General features: G+C 62.4%; 21 protein-coding genes. 8 read left to right on the top strand and 13 right to left on the bottom strand.

Annotated elements, in window-relative coordinates; all coding sequences use genetic code 11:
- The first annotated feature begins 60 nt into the window (after positions 1 to 60).
- Positions 61 to 552: a hypothetical protein gene (locus ASD02_RS04185; RefSeq protein WP_025425436.1), complete on the top strand. Its 492-nt coding sequence runs from the start codon at positions 61 to 63 to the stop codon at positions 550 to 552.
- A 9-nt stretch (positions 553 to 561) separates the two neighbouring features.
- Here the strand turns inward: ASD02_RS04185 and ASD02_RS04180 are convergent, their stop codons facing one another.
- A complete protein-coding gene (locus ASD02_RS04180; RefSeq protein WP_025425437.1) occupies positions 562 to 1,509 on the bottom strand; it encodes a YbhN family protein in 948 nt (315 codons plus the stop codon).
- A gap of 299 nt (positions 1,510 to 1,808) precedes the next feature.
- On the opposite strand from ASD02_RS04180, the gene ASD02_RS04175 reads away from it, so the two are divergent.
- Positions 1,809 to 2,147 (top strand): hypothetical protein, encoded by a 339-nt coding sequence (locus ASD02_RS04175; RefSeq protein WP_025425438.1) that lies wholly within the window; start codon positions 1,809 to 1,811, stop codon positions 2,145 to 2,147.
- 39 nt (positions 2,148 to 2,186) lie between these two features.
- On the opposite strand, the gene ASD02_RS04170 is transcribed toward ASD02_RS04175, so the two are convergent.
- The 3 genes from ASD02_RS04170 to ASD02_RS04160 all read right to left on the bottom strand — a co-directional run bounded on the left by ASD02_RS04170 (position 2,187) and on the right by ASD02_RS04160 (position 4,963).
- Complete coding sequence (locus ASD02_RS04170; protein ID WP_025425439.1) at positions 2,187 to 3,578, bottom strand: M20/M25/M40 family metallo-hydrolase; 1,392 nt, start codon at positions 3,576 to 3,578, stop codon at positions 2,187 to 2,189.
- A gap of 205 nt (positions 3,579 to 3,783) precedes the next feature.
- On the bottom strand, positions 3,784 to 4,227 hold the full coding sequence (locus ASD02_RS04165; RefSeq protein ID WP_025425440.1) for a MarR family transcriptional regulator: 444 nt from the start codon (positions 4,225 to 4,227) through the stop codon (positions 3,784 to 3,786).
- Positions 4,228 to 4,579: 352 nt separating this feature from the next.
- Positions 4,580 to 4,963, bottom strand: a complete 384-nt coding sequence (locus tag ASD02_RS04160; RefSeq protein WP_025425441.1) for a hypothetical protein — start codon at positions 4,961 to 4,963, stop codon at positions 4,580 to 4,582.
- A gap of 89 nt (positions 4,964 to 5,052) precedes the next feature.
- On the opposite strand from ASD02_RS04160, the gene polA reads away from it, so the two are divergent.
- Together polA and purU are read left to right on the top strand one after the other, a co-directional pair.
- Positions 5,053 to 8,034 carry a DNA polymerase I gene (polA, locus tag ASD02_RS04155; RefSeq protein ID WP_025425442.1) on the top strand — a complete coding sequence of 994 codons (2,982 nt, stop codon included), beginning with the start codon at positions 5,053 to 5,055 and terminating at the stop codon, positions 8,032 to 8,034.
- Positions 8,035 to 8,253: 219 nt separating this feature from the next.
- The gene (gene purU / locus ASD02_RS04150; RefSeq protein WP_057219983.1) at positions 8,254 to 9,108 is read left to right on the top strand and encodes a formyltetrahydrofolate deformylase; all 855 of its coding nucleotides are present in this window, start codon (positions 8,254 to 8,256) and stop codon (positions 9,106 to 9,108) included.
- Here the strand turns inward: purU and ASD02_RS04145 are convergent.
- The 9 genes from ASD02_RS04145 to ASD02_RS04105 form a co-directional block, all read right to left on the bottom strand.
- Entirely contained in the window at positions 9,101 to 9,745 is a 645-nt protein-coding gene (locus ASD02_RS04145; protein WP_025425444.1) for a TetR family transcriptional regulator, read from the bottom strand. The two genes, purU and ASD02_RS04145, sit on opposite strands and share 8 nt — an antisense overlap.
- Before the next feature lie 53 nt (positions 9,746 to 9,798).
- Positions 9,799 to 12,939, bottom strand: coding sequence for an efflux RND transporter permease subunit (locus ASD02_RS04140; RefSeq protein ID WP_025425445.1), 3,141 nt, complete (start codon positions 12,937 to 12,939; stop codon positions 9,799 to 9,801).
- 10 nt (positions 12,940 to 12,949) lie between these two features.
- Complete coding sequence (locus ASD02_RS04135) at positions 12,950 to 14,167, bottom strand: efflux RND transporter periplasmic adaptor subunit (protein ID WP_025425446.1); 1,218 nt, start codon at positions 14,165 to 14,167, stop codon at positions 12,950 to 12,952.
- Positions 14,168 to 14,426: 259 nt separating this feature from the next.
- Positions 14,427 to 15,428, bottom strand: a complete 1,002-nt coding sequence (locus tag ASD02_RS04130; protein ID WP_057219982.1) for an ATP-binding cassette domain-containing protein — start codon at positions 15,426 to 15,428, stop codon at positions 14,427 to 14,429.
- A gap of 13 nt (positions 15,429 to 15,441) precedes the next feature.
- On the bottom strand, positions 15,442 to 16,506 hold the full coding sequence (locus ASD02_RS04125; RefSeq protein ID WP_057204378.1) for a Gfo/Idh/MocA family oxidoreductase: 1,065 nt from the start codon (positions 16,504 to 16,506) through the stop codon (positions 15,442 to 15,444).
- Positions 16,503 to 17,342, bottom strand: coding sequence for a carbohydrate ABC transporter permease (locus ASD02_RS04120; protein WP_025425449.1), 840 nt, complete (start codon positions 17,340 to 17,342; stop codon positions 16,503 to 16,505). Before ASD02_RS04120 ends, ASD02_RS04125 begins: the two co-directional genes overlap by 4 nt.
- A gap of 11 nt (positions 17,343 to 17,353) precedes the next feature.
- Complete coding sequence (locus ASD02_RS04115) at positions 17,354 to 18,304, bottom strand: sugar ABC transporter permease (RefSeq protein ID WP_025425450.1); 951 nt, start codon at positions 18,302 to 18,304, stop codon at positions 17,354 to 17,356.
- A 372-nt stretch (positions 18,305 to 18,676) separates the two neighbouring features.
- On the bottom strand, positions 18,677 to 19,936 hold the full coding sequence (locus ASD02_RS04110; protein WP_057219981.1) for an ABC transporter substrate-binding protein: 1,260 nt from the start codon (positions 19,934 to 19,936) through the stop codon (positions 18,677 to 18,679).
- Positions 19,937 to 19,992: 56 nt separating this feature from the next.
- Positions 19,993 to 20,889: an N-acetylmuramic acid 6-phosphate etherase gene (locus tag ASD02_RS04105; RefSeq protein ID WP_025425452.1), complete on the bottom strand. Its 897-nt coding sequence runs from the start codon at positions 20,887 to 20,889 to the stop codon at positions 19,993 to 19,995.
- A 197-nt stretch (positions 20,890 to 21,086) separates the two neighbouring features.
- Between ASD02_RS04105 and ASD02_RS04100 the strand changes: the two genes are divergently transcribed.
- Genes ASD02_RS04100 through nagA form a run of 4 tightly spaced genes read left to right on the top strand, consistent with a single transcriptional unit; the run spans position 21,087 to position 24,940 of the window.
- Positions 21,087 to 21,971 carry an N-acetylglucosamine kinase gene (locus ASD02_RS04100; RefSeq protein WP_025425453.1) on the top strand — a complete coding sequence of 295 codons (885 nt, stop codon included), beginning with the start codon at positions 21,087 to 21,089 and terminating at the stop codon, positions 21,969 to 21,971.
- Positions 21,968 to 22,732 (top strand): GntR family transcriptional regulator, encoded by a 765-nt coding sequence (locus tag ASD02_RS04095; RefSeq protein WP_025425454.1) that lies wholly within the window; start codon positions 21,968 to 21,970, stop codon positions 22,730 to 22,732. Before ASD02_RS04100 ends, ASD02_RS04095 begins: the two co-directional genes overlap by 4 nt.
- A gap of 28 nt (positions 22,733 to 22,760) precedes the next feature.
- A complete protein-coding gene (locus tag ASD02_RS04090; protein ID WP_025425455.1) occupies positions 22,761 to 23,783 on the top strand; it encodes an SIS domain-containing protein in 1,023 nt (340 codons plus the stop codon).
- The gene (gene nagA / locus ASD02_RS04085; RefSeq protein ID WP_025425456.1) at positions 23,780 to 24,940 is read left to right on the top strand and encodes an N-acetylglucosamine-6-phosphate deacetylase; all 1,161 of its coding nucleotides are present in this window, start codon (positions 23,780 to 23,782) and stop codon (positions 24,938 to 24,940) included. Before ASD02_RS04090 ends, nagA begins: the two co-directional genes overlap by 4 nt.
- Positions 24,941 to 25,018: the final 78 nt, after the last annotated feature.

Genomic DNA, 25,018 nt, shown 5'->3' with positions numbered 1-25,018 from the left:
TGGCTTCGCCTTGATGTTGTGCTCGGTTGGCTGCCCCAAAAGCCGATCAGGAGGAGTGCCATGACGTTTCCGTCCGCCGCCGTGCTGGTGTTTTCGACGCTCGCTGCCGTGAATTCCGAAGCTCTGGCGCAGGACAACGTCGCCTATATCGACGACCGATCGGATGGTGCAGCAGTCGTTCGCTCGCTCTACAACGCCATCAATCGCAAGGAATATGCGCGCGCCTACGGTTATTTCGGCGAATCGAAACCGGTTGGCGGTTACAGGACTTTCACGCGCGGTTACGACCGCACCGTTTCGGTCGAAATAAAACTCGGCAAGGTGAAGACCGAGGCCGGCGCCGGCAGCATCTATTCGGCTGTTCCGGTGGCGGTGAAGTCGATCGAAAAACGTTCGCGGGTACGCTTCTTCGCCGGCTGCTACGTGACGCGGATCATCAATCCTTCGCTGCAGGTGCCGCCGTTCACGCCCTATCAGATCGAAGCGGCGCGCCTCAAGGAAGTGAAGGGACCGCTGGAGGCGGCCCTTCCGACCGTCTGCAACGCCCCGTGACGACGACCTCTACTGAATAGGTCCGCGCCGCTCCGCAAGGAATCTTGACCGTTCGAACACCAGGATTACGGCGAGCGCCATGATGAACGGGATGACGAGATAGAGGATCCGGAAGATCGCCAGCGCCGCCAGCACGTCGGCCGGATCCATTTCCGGCAGGGCGGCGATGAAGACGAGCTCAAGAACGCCAAGTCCGCCCGGCGCGTGCGACAAGAGTGCTGCCGAAAACGACGCCAGAAAGATCCCGAGAATGACGATGAAACCCGGATTGCCGGCTTCCGGCAGGGCGAAATAGATGATCCCGGCGGCACCGATCAGCTCGACCGGCGCGATCACCAGCTGCCGCAGCACGATCGAGGGCTTGGGATAATGCAGCTGGAACCAGCGTGTGCGGATCGACGGCAGGCCGACGAGGCTGCCGATCACATAGAGCGCGATCACGACCAGGATCAGCACGCCCGTCGTCAGCGACATTTCGACCGGCAGGAACTCGGCGAACCGCTCGATGATCTCCGGTTTGACCAGAAGCACGATCGCCGAGAGCATCAGGGTGCCGAGCGTAAAGGTGAACGAGCAGAAGGCGACGAGCACGCCGACTTCGCCCGGCGTCAGCCCTTTCGATCGGTAGGCCCGGTAGCGCACGACAGCGCCCGAAAAGACGGAGGCGCCAAGATTGTGCGAGAGCGCATAGGTGGTGAACGAGCAGACGGTGATGAACCACAGCGAGATACGATGGCCGAGGTGATCGAGCGCCAGCTTGTCGTAGCCGGCAAGTGCTGCATAGGCGACCAGCGTTGCGCCGATCGCCAGCAGCCAGCTTCTCAGGGAAATCGCCTTGAAGCTGGCGATGAATTCGTCCAGCGAGAGGCCGCTCAGCTCGTGATAGAGCGCATGCACCGAAAAGATGATCGCCGCCAGCCCGACGACGGGCCAGAAATACGCGCGCAGCCTGCTCATACCGGTGTCGCGATCGCTGCAACAATCTTGGCCGAAGGCCCTTTCGACGGCGTCGCCTTTATCTCGGGACGCATCTGTTCATGAAAGCAGCCGCGATCGCGGCTCCAGCCCGTCACAGTTTCGCGTCCGGAACGCGACGTCTCGGTCCTCACACTTGCCAACGATCCAATTTCCCATTCTGATTTGTTTTGCAAAAGGGAAGCATCTGAGGTCGAGCAGGTCAAGGATCGATGCCCCGGCAGGAGCCGGTGTTTGGTCAAGAAATCGCGAACACGACACGGTAAAGCGGAGGCGGGCGGATGCAGAACGATGAGGAAAAGCCGATCGAGCCGGTTTTTCGCAATGGAACGGTGACGGTCGTCGGCGTGGTGCTGTCGTTTTCGCTGGGCTTTCTCACCCAGTGGGCAGCCAATCCGGTGCCATGGAATATGGGCGATCTTCCCGCCGTCATCCTGTTGGCGATCGGCATCCTTTTGCAGATGCATGCGCTCTGGGACTTTCTGCAGCTGCGGTCGCTGCAGCCAAAGGTCTACGGTCAGGCGACGCGCATCTTCTTCATCGGCGTAGTGGTTACCGGCAGCGGCGTGTTTGCAGCGCTTGTCGCCGACTTTGTCGTGATGATCTCGAAAGCGGGGTGATGGTCGTGGCGGGCTGACCCGCCACGACGTCGTTCGATATCAGGCGGCAAGCGCGTTCAGGATGCGGATCCAGGAACGAATGCCCTTGTGATAGGATTGCAGCTCGTATTTCTCGTTCGGCGAATGGATGCGGTCGTCCGAAAGGCCGAAGCCGACGAGCAGCGATTCCATGCCGAGCATCTTCTGGAAGTCGCCGACGATCGGGATCGAGCCGCCCATGCCGATGACCACGGCCGGCTTCGGCCATTCGTCGGAAAGGGCGAGCTTTGCCGTGTTGAGCAGGTTCGAATCGTAGGGCAGCTGGATTGCCGGCGAACCGCCATGGGCGTGAAATTCGACCGTGCAGTCCGCCGGCACCTTCGAGCGCACATAGGCGCGGAAAGCTTCGCGGATCTTCTCCGGGTTCTGGTTGCCGACCAGGCGGAAGGAGACCTTGGCGGAAGCCTGCGCGGCAATCACCGTCTTGAAGCCTTCGCCGGTGTAGCCGCCGGTGATGCCGTTGATCTCGGCGGTCGGGCGGGCCCAGGTGAGTTCGAGGACCGAACGGTTCTTTTCACCAGACGGGATCGACAGGCCGATTTCGCCGAGGAATTTTTCCGCGGTCTGGCCAAGCGTCTCCCATGCAGCCTTGATCTGGGCCGGGGTTTCCTCGACGCCTTCGTAGAAGCCTTCGAGCGTCACGCGGCTGTTTTCGTCATGAAGCCCGGCGAGGATGCCGGTCAGGATGCGGATCGGGTTGGCGGCAGCACCACCGAAATAGCCCGAATGCAGGTCGCGGTCGGCCGCCTTGATGATGACTTCCTCGCCGACGAGCCCGCGCAAGCCCGCCGAGATCGCAGGCGTGTCCCGGTCCCACATGCTGGTATCGCAGACAAGTGCATAGTCGGCTTTGAGTTCGGCCGCATTGGCTTCGAGGAAAGGTTTTAGCGACGGCGAGCCGGACTCTTCCTCACCTTCGAACAGGATCGTGACGCGGCAGGGCAGCGAACCGTGGACTTCCTTGTAGGCGCGGGCGGCTTCGACGAAGGTCAAGAGCTGGCCCTTGTCGTCGGCGGTGCCTCGGCCGGTGATGACCTTGCGGCCGGGCTCCAGCTCCTTGACGCCGGGTTCGAACGGATCGGTGTCCCACAGGTTCAGGGGATCGACCGGCTGGACGTCGTAATGCCCGTAGAACAGCACATGCGGGGCATCGGCGGTGGCGCCGGCGTGATGGGCAACTACCATCGGATGTCCGGGAGTGTCGCGGATCGAGGCGTCGAAGCCGAGGCCGTTCAGTTCCGCGACCAGCCATTCGGCGGCCTTGCGGCAATCGGCCTTGAAGGCCGGATCGGTCGAGATCGACTTGATGCGCACGAGGTCGAAAAGCCTGTCCAGGCTCTTCGGCAGGTTTGCGTCTGCGCGCTCGAGGATGGGGGTGATATCTGCCATCATGCATATCCTTGCTTCAAGTTTTGCCGGAACCTACTGCATGACGCCGCAAATCGGAATCGATTTCAGCAGCGAAATCATGCGGCCGTTCGACGGGCGGCAGCGATTTTGGCGTGTCCGAACGAACCCGCTCAGGTTGTTTAGAACCTCATGCGGGTGGATTTAAGCCAAATTTTTTGATGGAACGATTAGGGAGACGTGTTGCCTGTCACGCGGCACCGCCGTCACGCGCGGCATGGGCAAGCGCCATGCGCATGTATTCGAGCATGAGTTCGCGCTCGAATTGCCTGAGGCCTGATAACAGCGACTGATCGGCGGCAAGCGCTGCCTCCTTGGCCGCCGCCTCGATTTCCCTCGCCCTCTCGGTCAGGAAGATTTGCTGCGAACGCTTGTCCTGCGGATGTTTGCGCCTGACGATGAGCCCGTCGCGTTCCATTCTCGCCAGCGTGTTGGCCATGGTCGCCTGTTCGATGTCGAGCCTGTCGAGAAGCTGTTTCTGGGTCAGACCCTCCTCGGCCCATAGTTCCAACAGGACGGGAAACTGCCCGGGCGCGAAGCCGAGCTTCTGACCGCGCTCCTGAAGTGCACGCGAGAAGCTTTTGGCCAGCAGGCTGGCCAGGTAAGTCGCAGATTCCATACGGTTGAAGGCCATGCTCCAATGGGTACGCTCGAAGCGGCGCGAAGACAAGTTACAAAGCAGGCGATGGACTTGAGAAAGCCTTATCTCACAAGGATTTGACAAGGACTTGACCCAACCAACGAGAAACCGCCACGGCGCGGAGGCGGCGCCGTGGCGGTTCTCTGAAAACGGGACAAAGGCCCGGAGAGGGGGATAAGGCCTTTGTCCTCATCTGGTGCGGGCGGGGGACAGGCCAATCACCAGAAGACGGCATCACTCGGTGCCGTTGACTAAGATTTGAGGATTCAAATGTGGCTTTTCAAGGATTGGGCCAATGAATCGCACATTACAAATGCGTAACGTTTCTGTGAAAGCCGGACATTGCTCAAGCGCCCTTCGAGCGCCGGTTCCGCAAGGCAAAAATGACCTCCACGGCGCCGATCGCGATTGCAGTCGCCAACGCTGATTTCGCCACATCGCGGGCCGATTGATCCGGCCTGATGCACATGACGATAATGAAGGCGACGAAAAGTGCGGCCCGAGCGATCGCGTATTCGACCTTCTGCCACAGTGGCCACGGCGCGGCGTCCGCCCGTCTGAAATGGGCATCGAGCCCCGTCGTCGCAAGCAGATAGATCGGCGCAAAGACGGTCTTGATGACGACAAGGAATGCCGGATCGCTCAACAGCCAGGAAATGACGAAACAGACTCCGGCAAACCCTGAAAGAACAAGGTACTGTCTCAGTGCATATTGCACGTCATGCGGCATCGCTTGCTCCTCTGTGACAGCTGGACATTGTAGTGTTCGACGAGAAAACCGCAATGGACGTTTGGCTCACCCCGCGCTATCCATTGCCCATGAAAAACGGTGATCACCTCTTCCTCGTCGACGGCTCCGGATTCATCTTCCGGGCGTTCCACGCCATCCCGCCGCTCAACCGCAAATCCGATGGCCTTCCGGTCAATGCGGTGTCCGGTTTCTGCAACATGTTGTGGAAGTTGCTCACCGATGCGCGCGACACCTCCGTCGGCGTGACGCCGACGCATTTCGCCGTCATTTTCGACTATTCCTCGAAAACGTTCCGAAACGAACTCTACGATCTCTACAAGGCCAATCGCTCGGCGCCGCCTGAGGATCTGATCCCGCAGTTCGGGCTGATCCGCCACGCCACGCGCGCCTTCAACCTGCCTTGCATCGAGAAGGAAGGGTTTGAGGCCGATGACCTGATCGCCACCTATACGCGCCTTGCCGAAAAGGCGGGCGCCAGCGTCACCATCATCTCCTCCGACAAGGACCTGATGCAACTCGTGACGCCGAACGTCTCGATGTACGACAGCATGAAGGACAAGCAGATCTCGATCCCGGAAGTGATCGAGAAATGGGGTGTGCCGCCGGAAAAGATGATCGATCTTCAGGCGATGACCGGCGACTCGACCGACAACGTGCCTGGCATCCCCGGCATCGGCCCCAAGACCGCGGCGCAATTGCTGGAGGAATACGGCGATCTCGATACGCTGCTGGCGCGTGCGGGCGAAATCAAGCAGGCCAAGCGCCGCGAAAACATCATCGCCAATGCCGACCTTGCCCGCCTGTCACGCCAGTTGGTGACGCTGCGCACCGACACGCCGCTCGACGTCCCTCTCGAGGAGCTGCATCTCGAACCGCAGGATGGGCCGCGCCTCGTCGCCTTCCTGAAGGCGATGGAATTCACCACGCTCACCCGTCGCGTGGCCGCCGCCACCGATACGGACGCCGATGTGGTCGAACCGGCCGCGGTGCCGGTCGAGTGGGGCGCGGATGCGCGCGGACCGGATCTCGACAAGGCTGCGGCTGCCCCGGCGTCGTCGAGTGCCGGCGAGGCCGCGCCTGCGGCCGTGAGCCAGGTAGCCTCCACGGGCGAGGCCACTGACGCCACACCAGAGGCGCTCGCACAATCGCGCGCAGCCCTTTTCGCCAGCGCTACCATCGACCACTCGCGGTATGTCGCGATCCGCGATCTGCCGACGCTCGACGCCTGGATTGCCGACGCCAAGGACGCGGGCCTCGTCGCCTTCGACACCGAAACGACGTCGCTCGATGCCATGCAGGCCGAGCTCGTCGGCTTCTCGCTGGCGCTTGCTGACTATGGCAAGGACCCTTCGGGAACGGTGATCCGCGCCGCCTATGTGCCGCTGATCCATAAAACAGGAGTGGGCGATCTTCTCGGCGGCGGCCATGCTGAAAACCAGATTCCGGTGCGCGAGGCGCTCAGCCGGCTGAAGGTGCTGCTTGAAGATCCTTCGGTGTTGAAAGTCGCACAGAACCTCAAATACGACTACCTCCTCATGAAGCGACACGGCATCACCGTCCAGGGCTTCGACGACACCATGCTGATGTCCTACGTCGTTGATGCCGGCAACGGCACGCACGGGATGGATGCGCTGTCGGAGCGCTGGCTCGGTCACAAGCCGCTCGCCTACAAGGACATGACCGGCAGCGGCAAATCGTCGGTGACCTTCGATTATGTCGATATCGACCGCGCCACCGCCTATGCCGCCGAGGATGCCGAAGTCACCCTGCGCCTCTGGCACGTGCTGAAGCCGCGGCTGGTGGCCAAGGGGCTGGTGCGCGTCTATGAGCGGCTGGAGCGCCCGCTCGTGCCGGTACTGGCCCACATGGAAGAGCGCGGTATCACCATCGATCGCCAGATCCTGTCGCGCCTCTCCGGCGAACTGGCGCAAGGGGCAGCGGCGCTCGAAGACGAGATCTACAAGTTAGCCGGCGAAACATTTACCGTCGGCTCGCCCAAGCAGCTCGGCGATATCCTCTTCGGCAAGATGGGGCTGCCCGGCGGTTCGAAGACCAAGACCGGCCAATGGTCGACCTCGGCGCAGGTGCTCGAGGATCTCGCGGCGGAGGGCCACGAACTGCCGCGCAAGATCGTCGACTGGCGCCAGATGACCAAGTTGAAGTCGACCTATACGGACGCCTTGCCGGGTTTCGTCCATCCGGAAACCAAACGCGTCCACACCTCCTATGCGCTGGCGGCGACGACGACGGGACGCCTGTCCTCGTCCGACCCGAACCTGCAGAACATCCCGGTGCGCACCGCCGAAGGCCGCAAGATCCGCACGGCCTTCATTGCCACATCAGGTCACAAGCTGGTTTCGGCCGACTACAGCCAGATCGAACTGCGCGTGCTTGCCCATGTCGCCGACATCCCGCAGCTTCGCCAGGCCTTTGCCGATGGCGTCGACATTCACGCGATGACGGCTTCGGAGATGTTCGGCGTTCCTGTCGCGGGCATGCCGAGCGAAATCCGCCGGCGGGCGAAGGCCATCAACTTCGGCATCATCTACGGTATCTCCGCTTTCGGCCTTGCCAACCAGTTGTCGATCGAGCGCTCGGAAGCCAGCGACTACATCAAGAAGTATTTCGAGCGTTTCCCCGGCATTCGCGACTACATGGAAAACACCAAGGCCTTTGCCCGCGAGCACGGCTATGTCGAAACGATCTTCGGGCGGCGTGCACATTACCCCGACATTCGCTCGTCGATCCCCTCGCATCGCGCCTTCAACGAGCGCGCTTCGATCAACGCGCCGATCCAGGGGTCCGCAGCTGATATCATCCGTCGTGCCATGGTGAAAATCGAGCCGGCGCTGAGTGAGGCGAAGCTTTCCGCCCGCATGCTGCTGCAGGTGCACGACGAACTGATCTTCGAGGTCGAGGATGCCGACGTCGAGCGGACCATCCCGATCGTCGTGTCGGTGATGGAAAATGCCGCGATGCCGGCGCTCGACATGCGGGTACCGCTCAAGGTCGATGCCCGCGCCGCGATGAACTGGGACGAGGCGCACTGAGGTTTCCCTGAGGGATTCCATCAGCGACCTTGCATCGACAGCTGCGGTTATTCTTGCAGAAGGCGGCCACGACGGCCGCCTTCTGCCTATCGGCGTATCACGATGATAGAAAGCGCATGCCGCCGCCGTCTCAGCGGTTGCGGTCGTCCTCGTCTCCCCCTAGGCAGCGATCGGGGAGGGCGCTAGCGCGCCCGGCAGAGCCGCCGATCGGAGGAGACCATGGCCACCAACACATTCATCCTTGTGCTGTCCTGTGACGACAAGCCGGGCATCGTTGCCGCAGTGACGACGGAGCTGGCCGGCCTTGGCGCGAATATCGCCGAGAGCAGCCAGTTCTGGGATCGGCACACCAACAGCTTCTTCATGCGCATCGCCTTCCAGGCGCCCGATGGCATGACGCGGGACGACGTCGAGCGGGCGTTGCGGCCGGCGGTCGACCGGTTCCAGATGCGCACCGCGCTGACGGAAGCCGCACGCAAGCCGAAGATCGTCATCCTGGTGTCGAAGTTCGACCATGCGCTCCTGCGTCTGCTCTACCAGATCCGCGTCGGCTGGCTGAACGCCGAGGTCGCCGCCATCGTTTCCAATCACGAGGACAGCCGGCGCACGGCGGAACTCGAGGCGATCCCGTTTCATCATTGGACGGTATCGAAGACCAACAGGGAAGAGCAGGAGGAAAAGCTGTTGCGCCTGACGCAGGAGACCGGCGCCGATCTGGTGATCCTGGCGCGGTACATGCAGGTGTTTTCGGACAATCTGTCAAAGCGCCTCTACGGCAAGGCGATCAACATCCATCACTCGTTCCTGCCGTCGTTCAAGGGGGCCAGGCCCTACCACCAGGCCCACGAACGCGGCGTCAAGCTGATTGGCGCCACGGCCCACTACGTCACCCCGGATCTCGACGAGGGGCCGATCATCGAGCAGGAAACCGAACGTGTCAGCCACGCGCTGACGGCGGAGGACTTCGTCGCCAGCGGCCGTGACATCGAAAGCCGCGTGCTGGCCCGTGCCGTCAAGCTGCACCTGGAACGGCGGGTGATGCTCAACGGCCATAAGACCGTCGTCTTCAGCTGACGGTGGATAGTGCAGAACGGGCGGCGGAGGGCGTGCGGAAGCTCGAAAACAGCCGCCTCAGCCCGTCACGCCCTTCGGCGACGATGTCGAACGGGCGACCAAAGAGCAGCCACTGGGTGCAAAGCCCAAGCATCATCCAGTGAAGCGTGCGGGTCGCCGACGTGGGCGTCCAGCTGTCCTGCATGTAGCCCTTGGCAAGGGCGCGGGAAAAGGCCAGTTCGAGCAGGGCATTATGATGTTCGTCGAGTTCCTTGTGGCGGGTCAGGACCTCGCTCATGTCGCCGTCGTAGTTGGTGCGCAGCATGATGGTGAGAATGCGCTGGCGCTGCTCGTCGGCGGCCAGGATATCGATCCAGGCGCCCATGGCGTCCTCGACGATTGCCAGCGTATCGGCGGCCTCGGCCTCGATTTCCTGGGCGATCATGTCTTCCTGGGGCAGCGGCACGGCATCGTGCAGGGCCAGGAAAAGATCGGTCTTGTTGGCGAAGTGCCAGTAGATGGCGCCGCGGGTCACACCCGCTTCCTTGGCCACTTCCTCAAGCGTGGTGTTTGAAACACCCTTTTCGTAGAACACACGTTCAGCGGCGCTCAGGATCTTCTGCCGGGTTGCCTCCGCATCGGCTTTCGTTCTGCGCATTCATTCCTCCTTGCAGAACGGCCCGCCGAGAGGGCGGGCCGTCGATAGCAGTGTTATTCGGCGGGTGTTGGGGTCTCGGCTGCAGCCGGTGTGGCTTCTACCTTCTTGCGTCCGAACAGCTTCGTGACGAACACGAAGAACACCGGAACGAAGAAGATCGCCAGCACCGTTGCCGAGATCATACCACCCATCACGCCGGTACCGATGGCGCGCTGGCTGCCAGAGCTTGCGCCGGTGGCAATCGCCAGCGGCAGAACGCCGAGCGTGAAGGCGAGCGACGTCATCAGGATCGGGCGGAAGCGTAAGTGTGCTGCCTCCAGCGTCGCATCGATCAGCGATTTGCCCTGTTCACGCAGTTCCTTGGCGAACTCGATGATCAGGATGGCGTTCTTCGCCGACAGGCCGATGATCGCGATCAGGCCGACCTTGAAGTACACGTCGTTCGGCATCTCGCGCATGGTCACGGCAAGCACCGAACCGATGACGCCGAGCGGAACCACCATGATGACCGCCACCGGGATCGACCAGCTCTCATAGAGCGCAGCCAGGCACAGGAAGACGAGCAGGCACGACAGCGCGATCAAGAGAGGCGCCTGGGTACCCGACTGGATTTCCTGCAGGGACTGGCCGGTCCATTCGTAACCGAAGCCTGCCGACAGTTCGCCCGCAAGCCGCTGCATTTCGTTGATCGCGTCACCGGAGGAGTAACCCGGAGCCGCTTCGCCGCTGATGCGTACCGACGGGTAGCCGTTGTAGCCGATCGTCTGGGTCGAGGCCTTGACCCACTCCACCGTCGCGAAGGCGGAGAGCGGGACCATGCCGCCATTGGCGTTGCGGACGTTGAGGTTCAACAGATCCGCCGTCTGCATGCGCTGACCCTCGTCCGCCTGCACCGTCACGCGCTGCATGCGGCCGGCATTCGGGAAGTCGTTGACATAAGACGAGCCAAGGTTGGTCGAGATCGTCGAGTTGATGTCCGCAAAGGTCACGCCGAAGGTATTGGCCTTTTCGCGGTCGATGGCCACGCTGACCTGAGCCGCATCGGGCATGCCTTCGAAGCGAACCCCGGTCACGATCTTGCTCTGAGCCGCAAGGCCGAGAAGCTGGTCGCGTGCCTGGGACAAAGCCGCTTCGCCGAGACCGCCACGATCCTGCAGGCGGAAGGAGAAGCCCCCGGTGGTGCCGAGGCCCTGGATCGCCGGCGGCGACAGCGCGAAGCTGATCGCATCCTTGATCTGGCTCATGGCCATGGTGGCCCGCATGGCGATCGATTGAGCGGCGTTGTCGGCGTCGCGTTCCTTCCAGTCCTTCAGCGTCACGAAGGCGAGCGCTGCGTTCTGTCCGGTGCCGAAGAAGGAGAAGCCGTTGATCGCGATGATGCGTTCGACAGCCGGCTCCTGGCCGAAGATCTTCTCCGCCTGTTCCACCACCTCGGTCGTACGGTTGCCCGTCGCTTCGGAGGGGAGCTGCATCATGACGATCACGAAGCCCTGGTCTTCGTCCGGAAGGAACGACGACGGCAGCTTCATGAACAGCCAGCCGAGGCCGGCCAAGACGGCGATGTAGACGATCATGTAGCGACCGGTGCGGTGGACCAGGCGCTTCACGATGCCGCTATAGCCGTGCGAGGTCTTGTCGAAGCTGCGGTTGAACCAGCCGAAGAAGCCGCGCTTGGCGTGGTGGTGGCCCTTCGGAACCTGCTTCAGGAAGCTGGCGCACAGCGCCGGCGTCAGCGACAGCGCGAGCAGTGCCGAGAACAGGATCGACACGACCATGGTCAGCGAGAACTGGCGATAGATCACGCCGACGGCGCCCGGGAAGAAGGCCATCGGAATGAACACCGAAGCCAGCACCAGCGTGATGCCGATGACGGCGCCGGTGATCTGCTTCATTGCCTTGCGGGTGGCGTCCTTCGGTGTCAGCCCCTCTTCGGACATGATGCGTTCGACGTTCTCGACGACGATGATCGCATCGTCGACCAGGATGCCGATCGCCAGCACCATGCCGAACATGGTCAGAACGTTGATCGAGAAGCCCATCGCCAGCATCACCGCGCAGGTGCCCAGAAGAGCGACCGGCACGACGAGTGTCGGGATGATGGTGTAGCGGATGTTCTGCAGGAACAGGAACATCACGATGAAGACGAGCGCGACCGCTTCGACCAGCGTCGAAAGCACCTTCTCGATGGAAACGGCAACGAACGGCGAGGTGTCGTAGGGAACCGAATATTCCAGGCCCTCCGGGAAGAACTTCGACAGTTCGTCCATGCGCTCCTTGATCGCCGTCGAGGTCGACATCGCGTTGCCGCTTGGCGACAGCTGTATGGCGATAGCCGCGGACGGCTTGCCGTTCAGGCGGGTCGAAAACGCGTAGCTTTCGCCGCCGATCTCGACGCGGGCAACGTCGCGCAGACGAACGGAGGAGCCGTCCGGATTGGCGCGAAGCACGATCGCTCCGAATTCCTCGGCGCTCGACAGCTGACCCTTGACGACAACAGGAGCACTGATCTGCTGCGTGATCGGGTTCGGCTGTGCGCCGATCGAGCCGGATGCGATCTGGGCGTTCTGGGCCTGGATGGCATTCGTCACGTCGCCGGCGGTCAGGTTGAGGCCGAGCATCTTGTCCGGATCGAGCCAGATGCGCATCGAGCGTTCGGTCGCAAACAGCTGCGCACGGCCGACGCCGGGCACGCGCTGGACTTCGTTCAGCACGTTGCGGCTGAGATAGTCGCCGAGACCGATGGCGTCCATAGAGCCGTCGGTCGAGGTGAGCGCGACGATCATCAGGAAGCCGGAACCGGCTTCGTCGACCTGTACGCCCTGGCGCTTGACCGAATCGGGCAGGCGCGGTTCGACGCGGCGAACGCGGTTCTGAATGTCGACGGCCGCCTGTCCCGGATCTGTACCGGGTGCAAAGGTGGCGCTGATGTCGACCGAGCCGGCAGCGCTGGAGGTCGATTCGAAATAGAGCAGGCCTTCGACGCCGTTCAGCTCGTTTTCGATCAGCCGGGTGACGCTCTGATAGGTGTCCTGCGACGAAGCGCCGGGGTAGCTCGTGTTGATGGAGATCTGCGGCGGCGCAACATCAGGATATTGCGATACCGGCAACAGCGGTATCGCGATGATGCCGGCGAGCATGATGAAGATCGCCACCACCCAGGCAAAAATAGGCCTGTCGATGAAAAAACTAGGCATTAATCAGCACTCACTCTGTGGCTTCAGCGGGCTTTGCGTCGGTCGCCGCGGTCGTCTGGGCTGCTTCGGCCGCCGGCTTTGCATTCGGATCCCAGTCGGTCGGCTCCACCGGCGCGCCGGGGCCGATCTTCTGGAAGCCTTCGACGATGACCTTTTCGCCGGGCTTCAGCCCCGAGGCCACCTGCCAGCGGGTTCCGACCGTGCGTCCAAGTGTGACGTTGCGGAACTCGACCTTCTTGTCGGCGGCCACGACATAGACCTGCGACTGGCCGGCATTGTTGCGCTGGACAGCCTGCTGCGGCACGGTGATCGCGTCCTTCTCGACACCCTGCTGGACCAGCACGCGGACATACATGCCCGGCAATAGGTCGCCGTCGGGATTGGGGAACTCGCCGCGCAGCGTTACCTGGCCGGTCGTCGCGTCAACGGCCGCTTCCGAGAACAGGAGCTTGCCCTTGTGTTCATAAGGCGTGCCGTCGTCGAGGATCAGTTGAACCTCGGCCTCCTGGTCACCGCTCATCATCTGGCCGGCTTCAAGCGCCTTGCGCAGGCGGATGAGATCGGTCGCCGACTGGGTAAAGTCGGCATAGAGCGGATCGAGTTGCTGGATCGTGGCGAGGTTTTCCGAGCTGTTGGCGCTGACGAGCGCACCCTCGGTGATGAGAGCGCGTCCGATCTGGCCGCTGATCGGGGCGGTCACGTTGGCGTATTGCAGGTCGAGCTTGGCAGCGGCCAAGCCCGCCTGGGCGATGGCGACGTCGGCGTTTGCTGCAGCCAGCAGGCCGTTTGCATCGTCGAACTGCTGGGCGGCGACGACGTTTGCCTTCTTCAGAGCTTCCTGTCGGGCAGCCTTCTGTTCGGCCTGGAGATGCACGGCCTGGGCGCGGCGCAGGGTCGCTTCGGCCTTTTCGACCTGGACCTGGAAGGGAGCAGGGTCGATGCGGTAGAGCACGTCACCTTCCTTGACCTTCGAGCCCTGCTGGAAGACGCGTTCGACGACGATGCCGGAAACGCGCGGACGAACTTCGGCGACGCGCGTCGCGGTGATGCGGCCCGGCAGTTCATTGGTGATCGGCAGCGTCTCGGATGCGGTCGTGAAGACAGCGACGGCCGATGGCGGGAAGGCGGGAGCGGCCTGTTCTTCGTCTTTCTGGCAGCCGGAAAGGAGAATCACGGTTGCCAAGGCGGCGGCCAGTGTCGGTCGGTTCATGCGCATAGCGATGTCCATATTCGGTGACCGTGCGCAGCCAGTGCGTATCGCAGGGCTGCGCGGTCCGGAAGTGAAGGGAAGCAATTACCAGTATCGGGATGGGAAAATACCGGAACGCTAATATACAAACACAAATGTATGTTAATTTGCGCCGCAGTGCAACACCGTGATGCAGCGCGTTGAATCGATCAAAAAAATCAGCCGCCGCAGTGCTTTCGGCACCACGGCGGCTTGATATCACTAAGGTGTGATCCGGGTTTGTCGCCGGATTATCGTCTCAGGCGAGGACGCGGTCGTCGGCACCGAAGCGGTGCATGCTGCCGACCATCGGCGTCGCAAAGACAATGTCATCAGGCGCGTAGCGGTGTTCGCCAAACAGCCGAACGGTGATCAGACCGACCTGGTCGGACTCGATATAGACAATCGTGTCGGCGCCCAGATGCTCGACGTGGATGACCTTGCCCTTCCAGTCGCCACTCTCGCGCGACAGACCGATATGTTCCGGCCGGATGCCGATCGTCTTGGCGCCGGGATCGCCGAGGCGGGCGCCGTCGACGAAGTTCATCTGCGGCGAGCCGATGAAGCCACCGACGAAGACATTGGCCGGCCGGTTGTAGAGATCCATCGGCGAGCCGATCTGCTCGATCTGGCCGGCGTTCAGCACCACGATCTTGTCGGCCAGCGTCATCGCTTCGACCTGATCATGGGTCACGTAGATCATCGTGGCCTTCAGGCTGCGATGCAGCCGGGCGATCTCGAGCCGGGTGTTGACGCGCAAGGCCGCATCGAGGTTCGACAAGGGCTCGTCGAACAGGAACAGCTTCGGTTCGCGCACGATGGCGCGGCCGATGGCGACACGCTGGCGCTGGCCGCCGGAAAGTTCCGCCGGGCGCCGGGCGAGATAGGGGTCGAGCGACAGCATGCTGGCGGCCTTGCCGACCTTGTCCTCGATTTCAGCTTTCGGCTTGCCGGCCTGCTTCAGGCCCAGGCCCATATTGTCCTTCACCGTCAGGTGCGGATAGAGCGCATAGGACTGGAATACCATGGCGATGCCGCGCTTGGCGGGGGCCACGTGTCCGACTTCGACGCCGTCGATCTGGACGCTGCCGGAGGTCGCGTCCTCAAGGCCGGCAATGGTGCGCAGCAATGTCGACTTGCCGCAGCCGGAAGGACCCACGAAGATGACGAACTCGCCGTCCTTCACTTCCAGGTCGATGCCATTGAGAACCTCATGGTTTCCGTAGGCCTTGCGGATGGATTTGAGTTGAAGTGATCCCACCTAATTGCCCCTCTTAAAGTTTGACCGGCTGACCGGTGCGGACGCTTTCATCAGCCGCAAGGCAGATGCGCAGCGACTGGACGGCGTCGTTCATGTGGCGGTCGAGATTGATATCTTCGCGAATGGCCTTCAGCACATAGGCCTGCTCACGATCGCAGAGTTCCTGATGGCCGGGCTCTCCGTCCATTGTCAGGTCCTCGTCCGGCTTGAGAAAGCGACCGTTGGGACCAGTTTCCGCATTGTGCACGCGAATGACCGAGGTCTTGGTGTGTGTGTCGATATCGTCCGACTTGGCATTCGGATCCATGACGATCGACACGGAGCCCTTTGGCGACATGACGTCCTTCACGAAGAAGGCGGTCTCCGAAATCATCGGACCCCAGCCGGCCTCGTACCAGCCGGCCGACCCGTCTTCGAAGATCACCTGCAGGTGGCCGTAATTGTACATGTCCGAAGCGATTTCGTCGGAAAGACGCAGGCCCATGCCGCGCACCTCCACCGGCTTGGCGTCGGTGATCTGGCACATGACGTCGACATAATGCACGCCGCAGTCGACGATCGGCGGGGTCGTCTGCATCAGCGACTTGTGGGTCTCCCAGGTCGGACCGCTCGACTGCTGGTTCAAGTTCATGCGGAAGACGTAAGGACCGCCGAGTTTGCGGGCTTCGGCGATCAGCCGGATCCACGAGGGGTGGTGGCGCAGGATGTAGCCGATGATCAGCTTGCGGCCATGCTTCCTGGCGGCAGCAACGACCCGTTCGGCGTCTGCGACCGTCGTTGCCAGCGGCTTCTCCACGAACACGTCGCAGCCGGCTTCGAAGGCGGCAACCGCATAGTCGGCATGGCTGTCGGAATAGGTACAGACCGAGCAGAGTTCGGGTTTCAGTTCCTCAAGCGCCGTCTTGAAGTCAGGATGGATCTCGTAGCCGCGCAGTTCCTCCGGAAGCTCCACCTTGGAGCGGTTGACCAGCCCGACGATCTCGAAGCCGGGATTGTTGTGATAGGCCAGCGCATGGCTGCGGCCCATATTGCCGAGACCCGCGACGAGGACCCGGACCGGTTTGCTGTTTGAACTCACTTGACTGCTCCTGCGGTGATGCCGCGGATCAGCTGCCGCGAGAAAATGACATAGAGGACGAGAACCGGAAGGATGGCGAGCGACAGGGCCGCAAGCACGGCGTTCCAGTTGGTGACGAACTGGCCGATGAAGATCTGCGAGCCGAGCGTGACCGTCTTGGTTGCTTCTGCCGGCGCCAGGATCAATGGGAACCACAGATCGTTCCAGATCGGGATCATCGTGAACACGGCAACCGTTGCCATCGCCGGCCGGATCAGCGGCAGCACGAGGCGGAAGAAGATCGAGTATTCCGACAGCCCGTCGATGCGGCCGGCATTCTTCAGGTCATCCGAAACCGTGCGCATGAACTCCGACAGGATGAACACCGCGAGCGGTAGCCCCTGTGCGGTATAGACGAGGATCAGCGCCGTCAGCGTGTTGACGAGGTTGGCAGCGACCATGCCCTGAAGGATGGCGACGGTGCCGAGCCGGATCGGGATCATGATGCCGATCGCGAGATAGAGCCCCATCAGCGTATTGCCGCGGAAGCGGTATTCCGACAGCGCGAACGCGGCCATGGCGCCGAACAACAGCACCAGCGCGATCGCGACGACCGTGACGATGAAGCTGTTCTGGAAGTAGGTCGCGAAATCGCCCTGGCCGAGCACCGTCTGGTAGCCGATCAGGCTGAAGGTCTCGGGCGTCGGGACCGTCAACGGCGCCCGGAAGATCGCGTTGCGATCCTTGAACGAGTTGATGATCGTCAGGAACACCGGAAACAGCGAGATGAGCGTATAGGCGATCAGCGCGATGTGGACGAAGCCGGTGCGGAAAATGGAGTGGCGTGCTTGCGACATCTCGGCCTCCCTTAGAACTGATAGCGGCGCATGCGGCGCTGGATGACGAAGAGGTAGAGCGAGACGCCGGCGAGGATGATCAGGAACATCACCGTTGCGATCGTCGCGCCCATCGAGCGGTCGCCCAGCTGCAGCTGGAAGCCGAAGAAGGTGCGGTAGAGCAGCGTGCCGAGAATGTCGGTCGAGCCATCAGGACCGGCAAGCGCGCCCTGCACGGTGTAGACCAGGTCGAAGGCGTTGAAGTTGCCGACGAAGGTCAGGATCGAGATGATGCCGATCGCGGGCAGGATCAGCGGCAGCTTGATCTTCCAGAACTGGCTCCAGCCGGTGACGCCGTCGCATTCGGCGGCTTCGATCACTTCATCGGGAATGTTGAGCAGGGCGGCGTAGATCAGCATCATCGGGATGCCGACATATTGCCAGACCGAGATCAACGACACGGCGATCAGGGCCGAGCCTGGCCTGCCGAGCCAGGGCGCAAACATCGACTTGAGGCCGACGAGATCGAGCATCCAGGGCGCGACACCCCAGATCGGCGACAGGATCAGCTTCCAGATGAAGCCGACGATAACGAAGGAAAGCAGCGTCGGCAGGAAGATCGCCGTGCGGTAGAACGTGACGAAACGCAGCTTCGGAATGGACAGCATGGCCGCCAGCGCAACGCCGATCGGATTCTGCACGCACATGTGAATGATGAAGAAGATGACGTTGTTCTTCAGCGCGTTCCAGAAGTCGTGCGCCCAGCGCTCCTCGCCGAACAGGACCTGGAAGTTTGCGAGACCAACGAAGGTCGGCTGGCCGTCGACCGTGTTGTATAGCGAGAGACGCAGCGTCTCGATCAACGGCAGGATCATCACCGCCGTGTAGACCAGAAGGGCCGGCAGCAGAAAGATGAGGATGTGCCAGCGTTTCGGCCGTCTCACGGTCGGCTGTCCCTCTTGCAGTGAAGTGACGTTGCTCATTGATCGTACCCGCTTGTTCGACCGGTTCCCCAGGGCGTCATGATGCACGTCGACGCCACACGGCCGGTCTTGCCGCATAACGCCTGCCCCGATCCGGGCTCATGACGAAGGTTAAGGCTATCGCGTTCTTTTGCAAACGACTGCGTCGGGGACCTCCCCATCAAGGGGAGGTCGAGGACGCTGCGGCTGGGGGAGTGCCTCCTTGGGCAATGTCCTCCCGCCCGGCCCTTGCTGCATGTTTCCTCAATCCTATCCGATTTGAGGACAAAAACATTCAGCAATTCAAAGTGCTACAGCGACCTTTGTGCGTCCGACAAGACGCGCGGCGCTGTAGGGCCGACCCTCCCCCGAAGGGGAGGGAACCAGTTGCGCTTACTTCGCCGGCTTGTACCAGCCGTCGAGACCCTTCTGCAGCTTTTCGGCCGCAACCTCAGGCGTATCCGTGCCGTTGATGACGTTGGCCGATTCAACCCAGGTTTCGTTCTCGAGGCTCGGCGTACCGCGCGCCAGGATCTGGTAGGTCGAGCGGATCGTCGGCTTGCACTTTTCGCGCCAGGAAACGAATTCCTGAGCGAGCGGATCGGTCATCTTCACCGGGGTCGAATTGAGGCTGAAGAAGCCCGGCAGCGAATTGGCGTAAATCTCGGCGAATTCCGGCGAAGCGACCCAGGTAAGGAAGGTCTTGGCTTGCTCGGCGTGCGCACTCTTGGCGTTCAGACCGACGCCGATGTCGTTGTGGTCGGAGATGTAGCAAGCGTCGCCGGCGTTCTTAACCGGAGGCGGGAAGGCGCCCATCTTGAACTGGGCCTGGGTGTTGAACAGGCCGATTTCCCACGAGCCGGCCGGATAGATCGCGGCGCGGCCGAGCGTGAACAGGTTCTGGCTGTCCGGATAGGTCTGGGCCTCGAAGCCGTCGCCGAGATAGTCCTTCCACTTGGCGAGAACGCGATAGGGCTCGACCCACGGTTCATCGGTCAGCTTCTGCTCGCCCTTGATCAGCGCAGCGCGGCCTTCTTCACCCTTCCAGTAGGTCGGGCCGATGTTCTGGTAGCCCATGGTCGCGGCTTCCCAGAGATCCTTGGTGCCCATCGCCATCGGGATGTAGTTGCCGTCGGCCTTGATCTTGTCGAGAGCTGCGAAGAATTCGGCTTCCGTCGTCGGGATCTGGATGCCGAGCTGGTCGAAGGCGTCCTTGTTGTAGATGAAGCCGTGGATGACCGAAGCCATCGGCACGCAGAAGGTGGCCGAGCCATCGTCTGTCGTCCAGGCGGACTTGGCGACCGGGGAGAAATTTTCTATACCCGGCAGCGCCGTCAGGTCGGCAAGGTGCTTCTTGTTGTAGAGTTCGAGCGAGACATCGAACGGACGGCAGGTGATGAGGTCGCCCGCGGAGCCGGCGTCGAGTTTGGCGTTCAGCGCCGCGTTGTACTCGGTCGGCGCCATCGGGGCGAACTTGACCTTGATGCCGGGGTTCTTGGCTTCGAAAGCCGGGATCAGCTTTTCCTGCCAGATCGCCAGGTCGTCGTTGCGCCAGCTTTCGATCGTCAGCGTGACGTCCTCCGCGTGGGCCAGGCCGGCCGAGCCGAGAATGCTCGACGCAAGCAGCAGGCCCTTGAGTGTCGTACGGGTCATTTAGCTTCTCCCTCTTATATGCGCCGTTTTGGCGCGGTTTGAATCCCAGGTTTATCTCAGGCCGAAACGATATCGATCGCCCGGCGCAGGTTCTGCTTGGTCTGGTTGAGCGCCGCTTCGGCTGCCGCCACGTCCTTCGCGCCCGATGCCAGCAGGATGGCGATCTTGACCGAGCCGGATGCGGCATTGATCAGCCGGCCGGCCTCGGATGCGCCAACACCGGTAATGTCGGTGACGATGCGAACGGCGCGGCCGTGCAGCTTGATGTTGTCGGCGCGCAGATTGACCATGTGGCCGTCGAGCACGTGGCCGAGATGGATGCCGACCAGCGTCGAGAACATGTTGAAGGCGATCTTCTGTGCCGTGCCGGCACCCATGCGCGTCGAGCCGGAAACGACTTCCGGCGGCGTCTGCAGCAGAATGGCGACATCCGCGTCGTTGAAAAGAGCTGCGCCCGGATTGTTGGCAACGGCGATGACTTTTGCGCCGAGCTTGCGCGCTTCGTCGGCTGCGGCCAGCGCATAGGGTGTCGAGCCGCTGGCCGACACTGAAACCAGACAGTCGCCCGCGGTGATGCCGGCCTTGCGGACGTCTTCGCGCGCCAGATCCATGTCGTCTTCGTAGCCGCCGGCGAGGTCATTGAGACTGGCGGCGCCGCCTGCAAGCAGAATGACGATCTGGTCCTGGGGGATGCCGTAGGTGCCGGGAAGTTCCAGCGCATCGGCCATGGCCATCAGGCCTGAGCTGCCGGCGCCGGCATAGGCGAGACGCTTGCCGGAGGCGAGCGTTTCTGCAGCCAGGGACGCAGCAGCGGAAATCTGCTCAATCGCGGCGTCCACGACCTTTGCTGCCGCCTGTTGTCCGGATGCGAGCAGCCGAAGCGCCAGCGCCGGATGCATGACATCCAGGCCTTTGGCGTTGTCGTGACGCTCTTCGGTCTTCACTGAAGGCATAGGTTGTGTCTCCTCTGGGTGAATTAATGCCAAAAAAATACCAATTGTCTAGGAGAAATTACATTTTGGCGTCAAAAAAAACCAATCTCTGAAATTATCCGTTATTATTCAATGCATTATTTCAAAATTGGATATCGAGACCAATTCGGACTTGGTTATTGGTATTTTTTTGGTATCCTCTATGGGCGGAGGTGCTCATGCCAAACTACCTAATAGGAATCGATGGCGGCGGAACAAGCTGCCGGGCGGCTGTGGCTGCGGGGGATGGACGTATTCTCGGCCGCGGCAAGGCTGGTGCAGCCAACATTCTGACGGATCCTGAAACGGCGCTCGCCCATATTGGCGACGCTGCGCGGGCGGCATTTGAAGAAGCCGGTCTTGATCCCTCTGGTATCGCCGAGGCGCGCGCAATTGTCGGCGTCGCCGGGCACAATGTCGGCGATGCCGTGCATTATGTGAAGCGACGCCTGCCGTTTGCCGCAGCCGATATCGAATCGGATGGTCTGATTGCCCTGCAGGGCGCGCTCGGCGACGAGGACGGCGCCGTCGCCATTCTCGGCACCGGCAGCATCTATATCCTGCGGCAGGCCGACATCGTCAGCTATGTCGGCGGCTGGGGCTTCACGATCGGCGATCATGGCAGTGGCGCACGCATCGGCCATGCGCTTTTGCAGGAAAGCCTGCTTGCCTTCGATGGCATCCATGAGGCGTCGCCGATAACCGATTCCGTCATGGCCGAGTTCAGGAACGATCCGAGTGCTGTCGTCGATTTCGCGCGCCTGGCAAAGCCGGGTGAGTTCGGCCGCTATGCCCCGCGTGTCTTCGAAGCGGCGCAGGCGGGCGATCCCGTCGCCGTGCGTCTGCTCAAGACTGCGGCGATCACGGTCGACGAGGCGCTAGACGTCGTGGTCGCCCGGGGCGGGCGCAAGCTCTGCCTGCTCGGTGGCCTCGCGCCGCTCTATCGTCCCTGGCTTGCCGAGCGCCACCAGCCGTTTTTTGTCGAAGCCGAGGCCGACGCGCTCACCGGCGCCGTCGCACTCGCCGCACAGCGCTTCGGCTCCCGCTCGGAGGTCGGCGCATGACCGATCATCTCGCTGCCATTCTGCCGCTCGAAGGCCTGCAGGCCGGTGGATCCGGTCCGCTCTATCTGAAACTGCGGCAATCGCTGGAAGACGCGATCCAGTCGGGCAAGCTCAATCATGGCGACGCCCTGCCGCCGGAGCGCGATTTGGCCGATTACGCCAATATCAGCCGCGTGACCGTGCGCAAGGCCGTCGACGATCTCGTGCGCGACGGCTTGCTGGTGCGGCGCCACGGCTCCGGCACTTTTGTCGTCAAGCCGGTCTCCAAGGTGCAGCAATCGCTGTCGCGGCTGACCTCGTTTACCGAGGACATGGCGCGCCGTGGTCTCAACACTCATGCCCGCTGGCTGGAGCGAGGCCTGTATCATCCGTCGCCGGATGAGATGATGGCGCTCGGCCTGCCGGCCGACGCGTTGGTGGCCAGGCTCGGGCGTCTGCGCATCGCTGACGACATGCCGCTCGCGATCGAGCGCGCCAGCATCTCGGCCGAATTCCTGCCGGATCCGCAGGCTGTCACCTCGTCGCTCTATACCGCGCTCGACAAGACCCGTTCCCGGCCGGTGCGCGCCGTGCAGCGCATCTCCGCCTGCAACATCAAGGATCCGGACGCCTCCATGCTCGGCGTCGCCGTCGGCTCTGCCGGCCTTTCCATCGAACGCGTCTCCTATCTCGCATCGGGACGCGTCGTCGAATTCACCCGCTCGCTCTATCGGGGCGACGCCTATGATTTTGTCGCGGAACTGACCCTGTCGGAATCCTGACCGTCGCTCCGCAAGAAAGGAATTGACCATGCAGACCAACATGCGCCGAGAAATCGACGAGATCCCCGAAGCGGCGGCCCGACTGCTCGAGCATTCTTCCGAGGCCCTGAAGCAGGCCGGCGCAGCGCTGCGCGCCAAGGACCCGGCTTTCCTGGTGACGATCGCGCGCGGTTCTTCGGACCATGCCGCCCTGTTCCTGAAATATGCGATCGAGCTGCAGGCCGGTCGACCGGTCGCTTCGCTCGGGCCGTCGCTCGCGTCGATCTATGGCGCCAAGCTGAAGCTCGGTGGCGCGGCGGCAATTGCGATTTCGCAATCGGGCAAGAGCCCGGATATCGTCGCGATGGCCCAGGCCGCAACCGATGCCGGCGCCGTATCAATCGCACTTACCAACACCCTGCCGTCACCGATCTCGAAGGCATGCACCCATCCGCTCGACATTCTCGCCGGCCCGGAAATCGCCGTTGCTGCAACCAAGTCCTATGTCAACTCCATCGTCGCCGGCCTTGCCGTTCTCGGCGAATGGACCGGCGACGCGGCGTTGCAGCGCGCCGTGGCCGATCTGCCGAACCAGTTCGCCAAGGCGGTGAAGCTGGATTGGCATGAGTTCGCCGCCGATCTCGGCGAGGCCGAATCGCTCTACGTGCTTGGCCGTGGCCCGGCGCTGGCGATCGCCAGCGAAGCGGCGCTGAAGTTCAAGGAAACTTCGGGCATGCATGCGGAAGCCTATTCGGCCGCCGAAGTGCTGCATGGACCGGTGGCGCTTGTCGGCGCCAAGTTCCCGGTGCTGACGCTTGCGGCGCGCGATGCGGCCGAAGGGTCCGTCGCCGAGATCGCCGACGGCATGGCCGAGAAGGGCGCCGTGGTCCATGTGACGTCGAACCGCGCCGGCAAGGCCAAGCGCCTGCCGTTCGTCGAGACGGGACACCCGATCACCGACGCGCTGACCCTGATCCTGCCGTTCTATGGCTTCGTCGAAGCCTGGTCGCGCTCGCGCGGTCTCAATCCCGACGCACCGGCAAGCCTCAAGAAAGTAACGGAGACGAGATGACCGAGAAGAAGGCAATCATCGGCGCCCGCCTGTTCGATGGTATCGAATGGCATGACGGCGCCGCTCTCTTGATCGAGGCGGGTCGTGTCAAGGCCATCGTGGCAGCCGGCGATCTGCCGGCCGGTGCCACGATCGTCGATGCCCACGGCCTGCTGCTGGTGCCCGGCTTCATCGACCTGCAGGTCAACGGCGGCGGCGGGGCGCTTCTCAACGCGCAGCCGACGCTGGAAAGCATCCGCCAGATCTGTTCGGCCCATGCGAAGTTCGGTACGACCGCACTTCTGCCGACGCTGATCACCGATACGCGCGAAGTCCGCACGGCAACGATCGCCGCCGGCCTTCAGGCCAAGGCGGCCGGCGTGCCCGGCTTCCTCGGCCTGCATCTGGAAGGTCCGCATCTTTCGGTCGCACGAAAGGGCGCGCACGATCCAGCGCTGATCCGACCGATGGATGACGCCGACCTCAAGGAGATGCTCGACTGCGCCAGGGCGCTCGGCACCCTCATGGTCACGGTCGCACCGGAAAATGCGACCAAAGAGCAGGTTCGAGCCCTTGCCGACGCCGGCGCCATCGTCAGCCTCGGCCATACGGATGTCGGCTATGAGACCGCCGTGTCCTATGCCAAGGCAGGGGCGAAGACGGTGACGCATCTGTTCAACGCCATGAGCGGTCTCGGTCATCGCGAGCCTGGCGTCGTCGGTGCAGCCCTTGCGACAGGCACCCTGCACGCGGGCCTGATCGCCGACGGCTACCATGTCGACCCCGCCTCGATGGGTGTGGCGCTGCGGGCCAAGACCGGCCCGGGCCAGATCTTCCTGGTGACCGACGCGATGTCGCCGATTGGAACGGACATGACGAGCTTCGAGCTCAATGGCCGCGAGATCCTGCGCCACGGCGGTCGTCTGACTCTCGCCGACGGCACGCTTGCCGGCGCCGATATCGACATGCTCTCGTCGGTGCGCTTCGTGCACGAAAAGCTCGGCCTACCGGTCGAGGAAGCCCTTCGCATGGCATCGGCCTATCCCGCCGACGCCATGGGCATCTCCTCGCACAAGGGCCGTGTTCTGCCCGGGGCAGATGCGGATTTCGTGCTTCTGACATCAGAACTCGCCATGGGATCGACTTGGATTGGCGGCAACCAGGTCTACGCAGCCTGATCACCGATCTATCGAAAAATTGAGGCCCGACGATCGGAGTGATCGTCGGGCCTTTCTTTAGCGTGAACTGAAAGCGTG

It is taken from the genome of Ensifer sp. Root1252 (genome assembly GCF_001425885.1).
Lineage (GTDB): Bacteria > Pseudomonadota > Alphaproteobacteria > Rhizobiales > Rhizobiaceae > Ensifer > Ensifer canadensis.
Note: the sequence above shows the minus strand (reverse complement) of the source record. Positions and strands in the feature narration are given on the sequence as shown.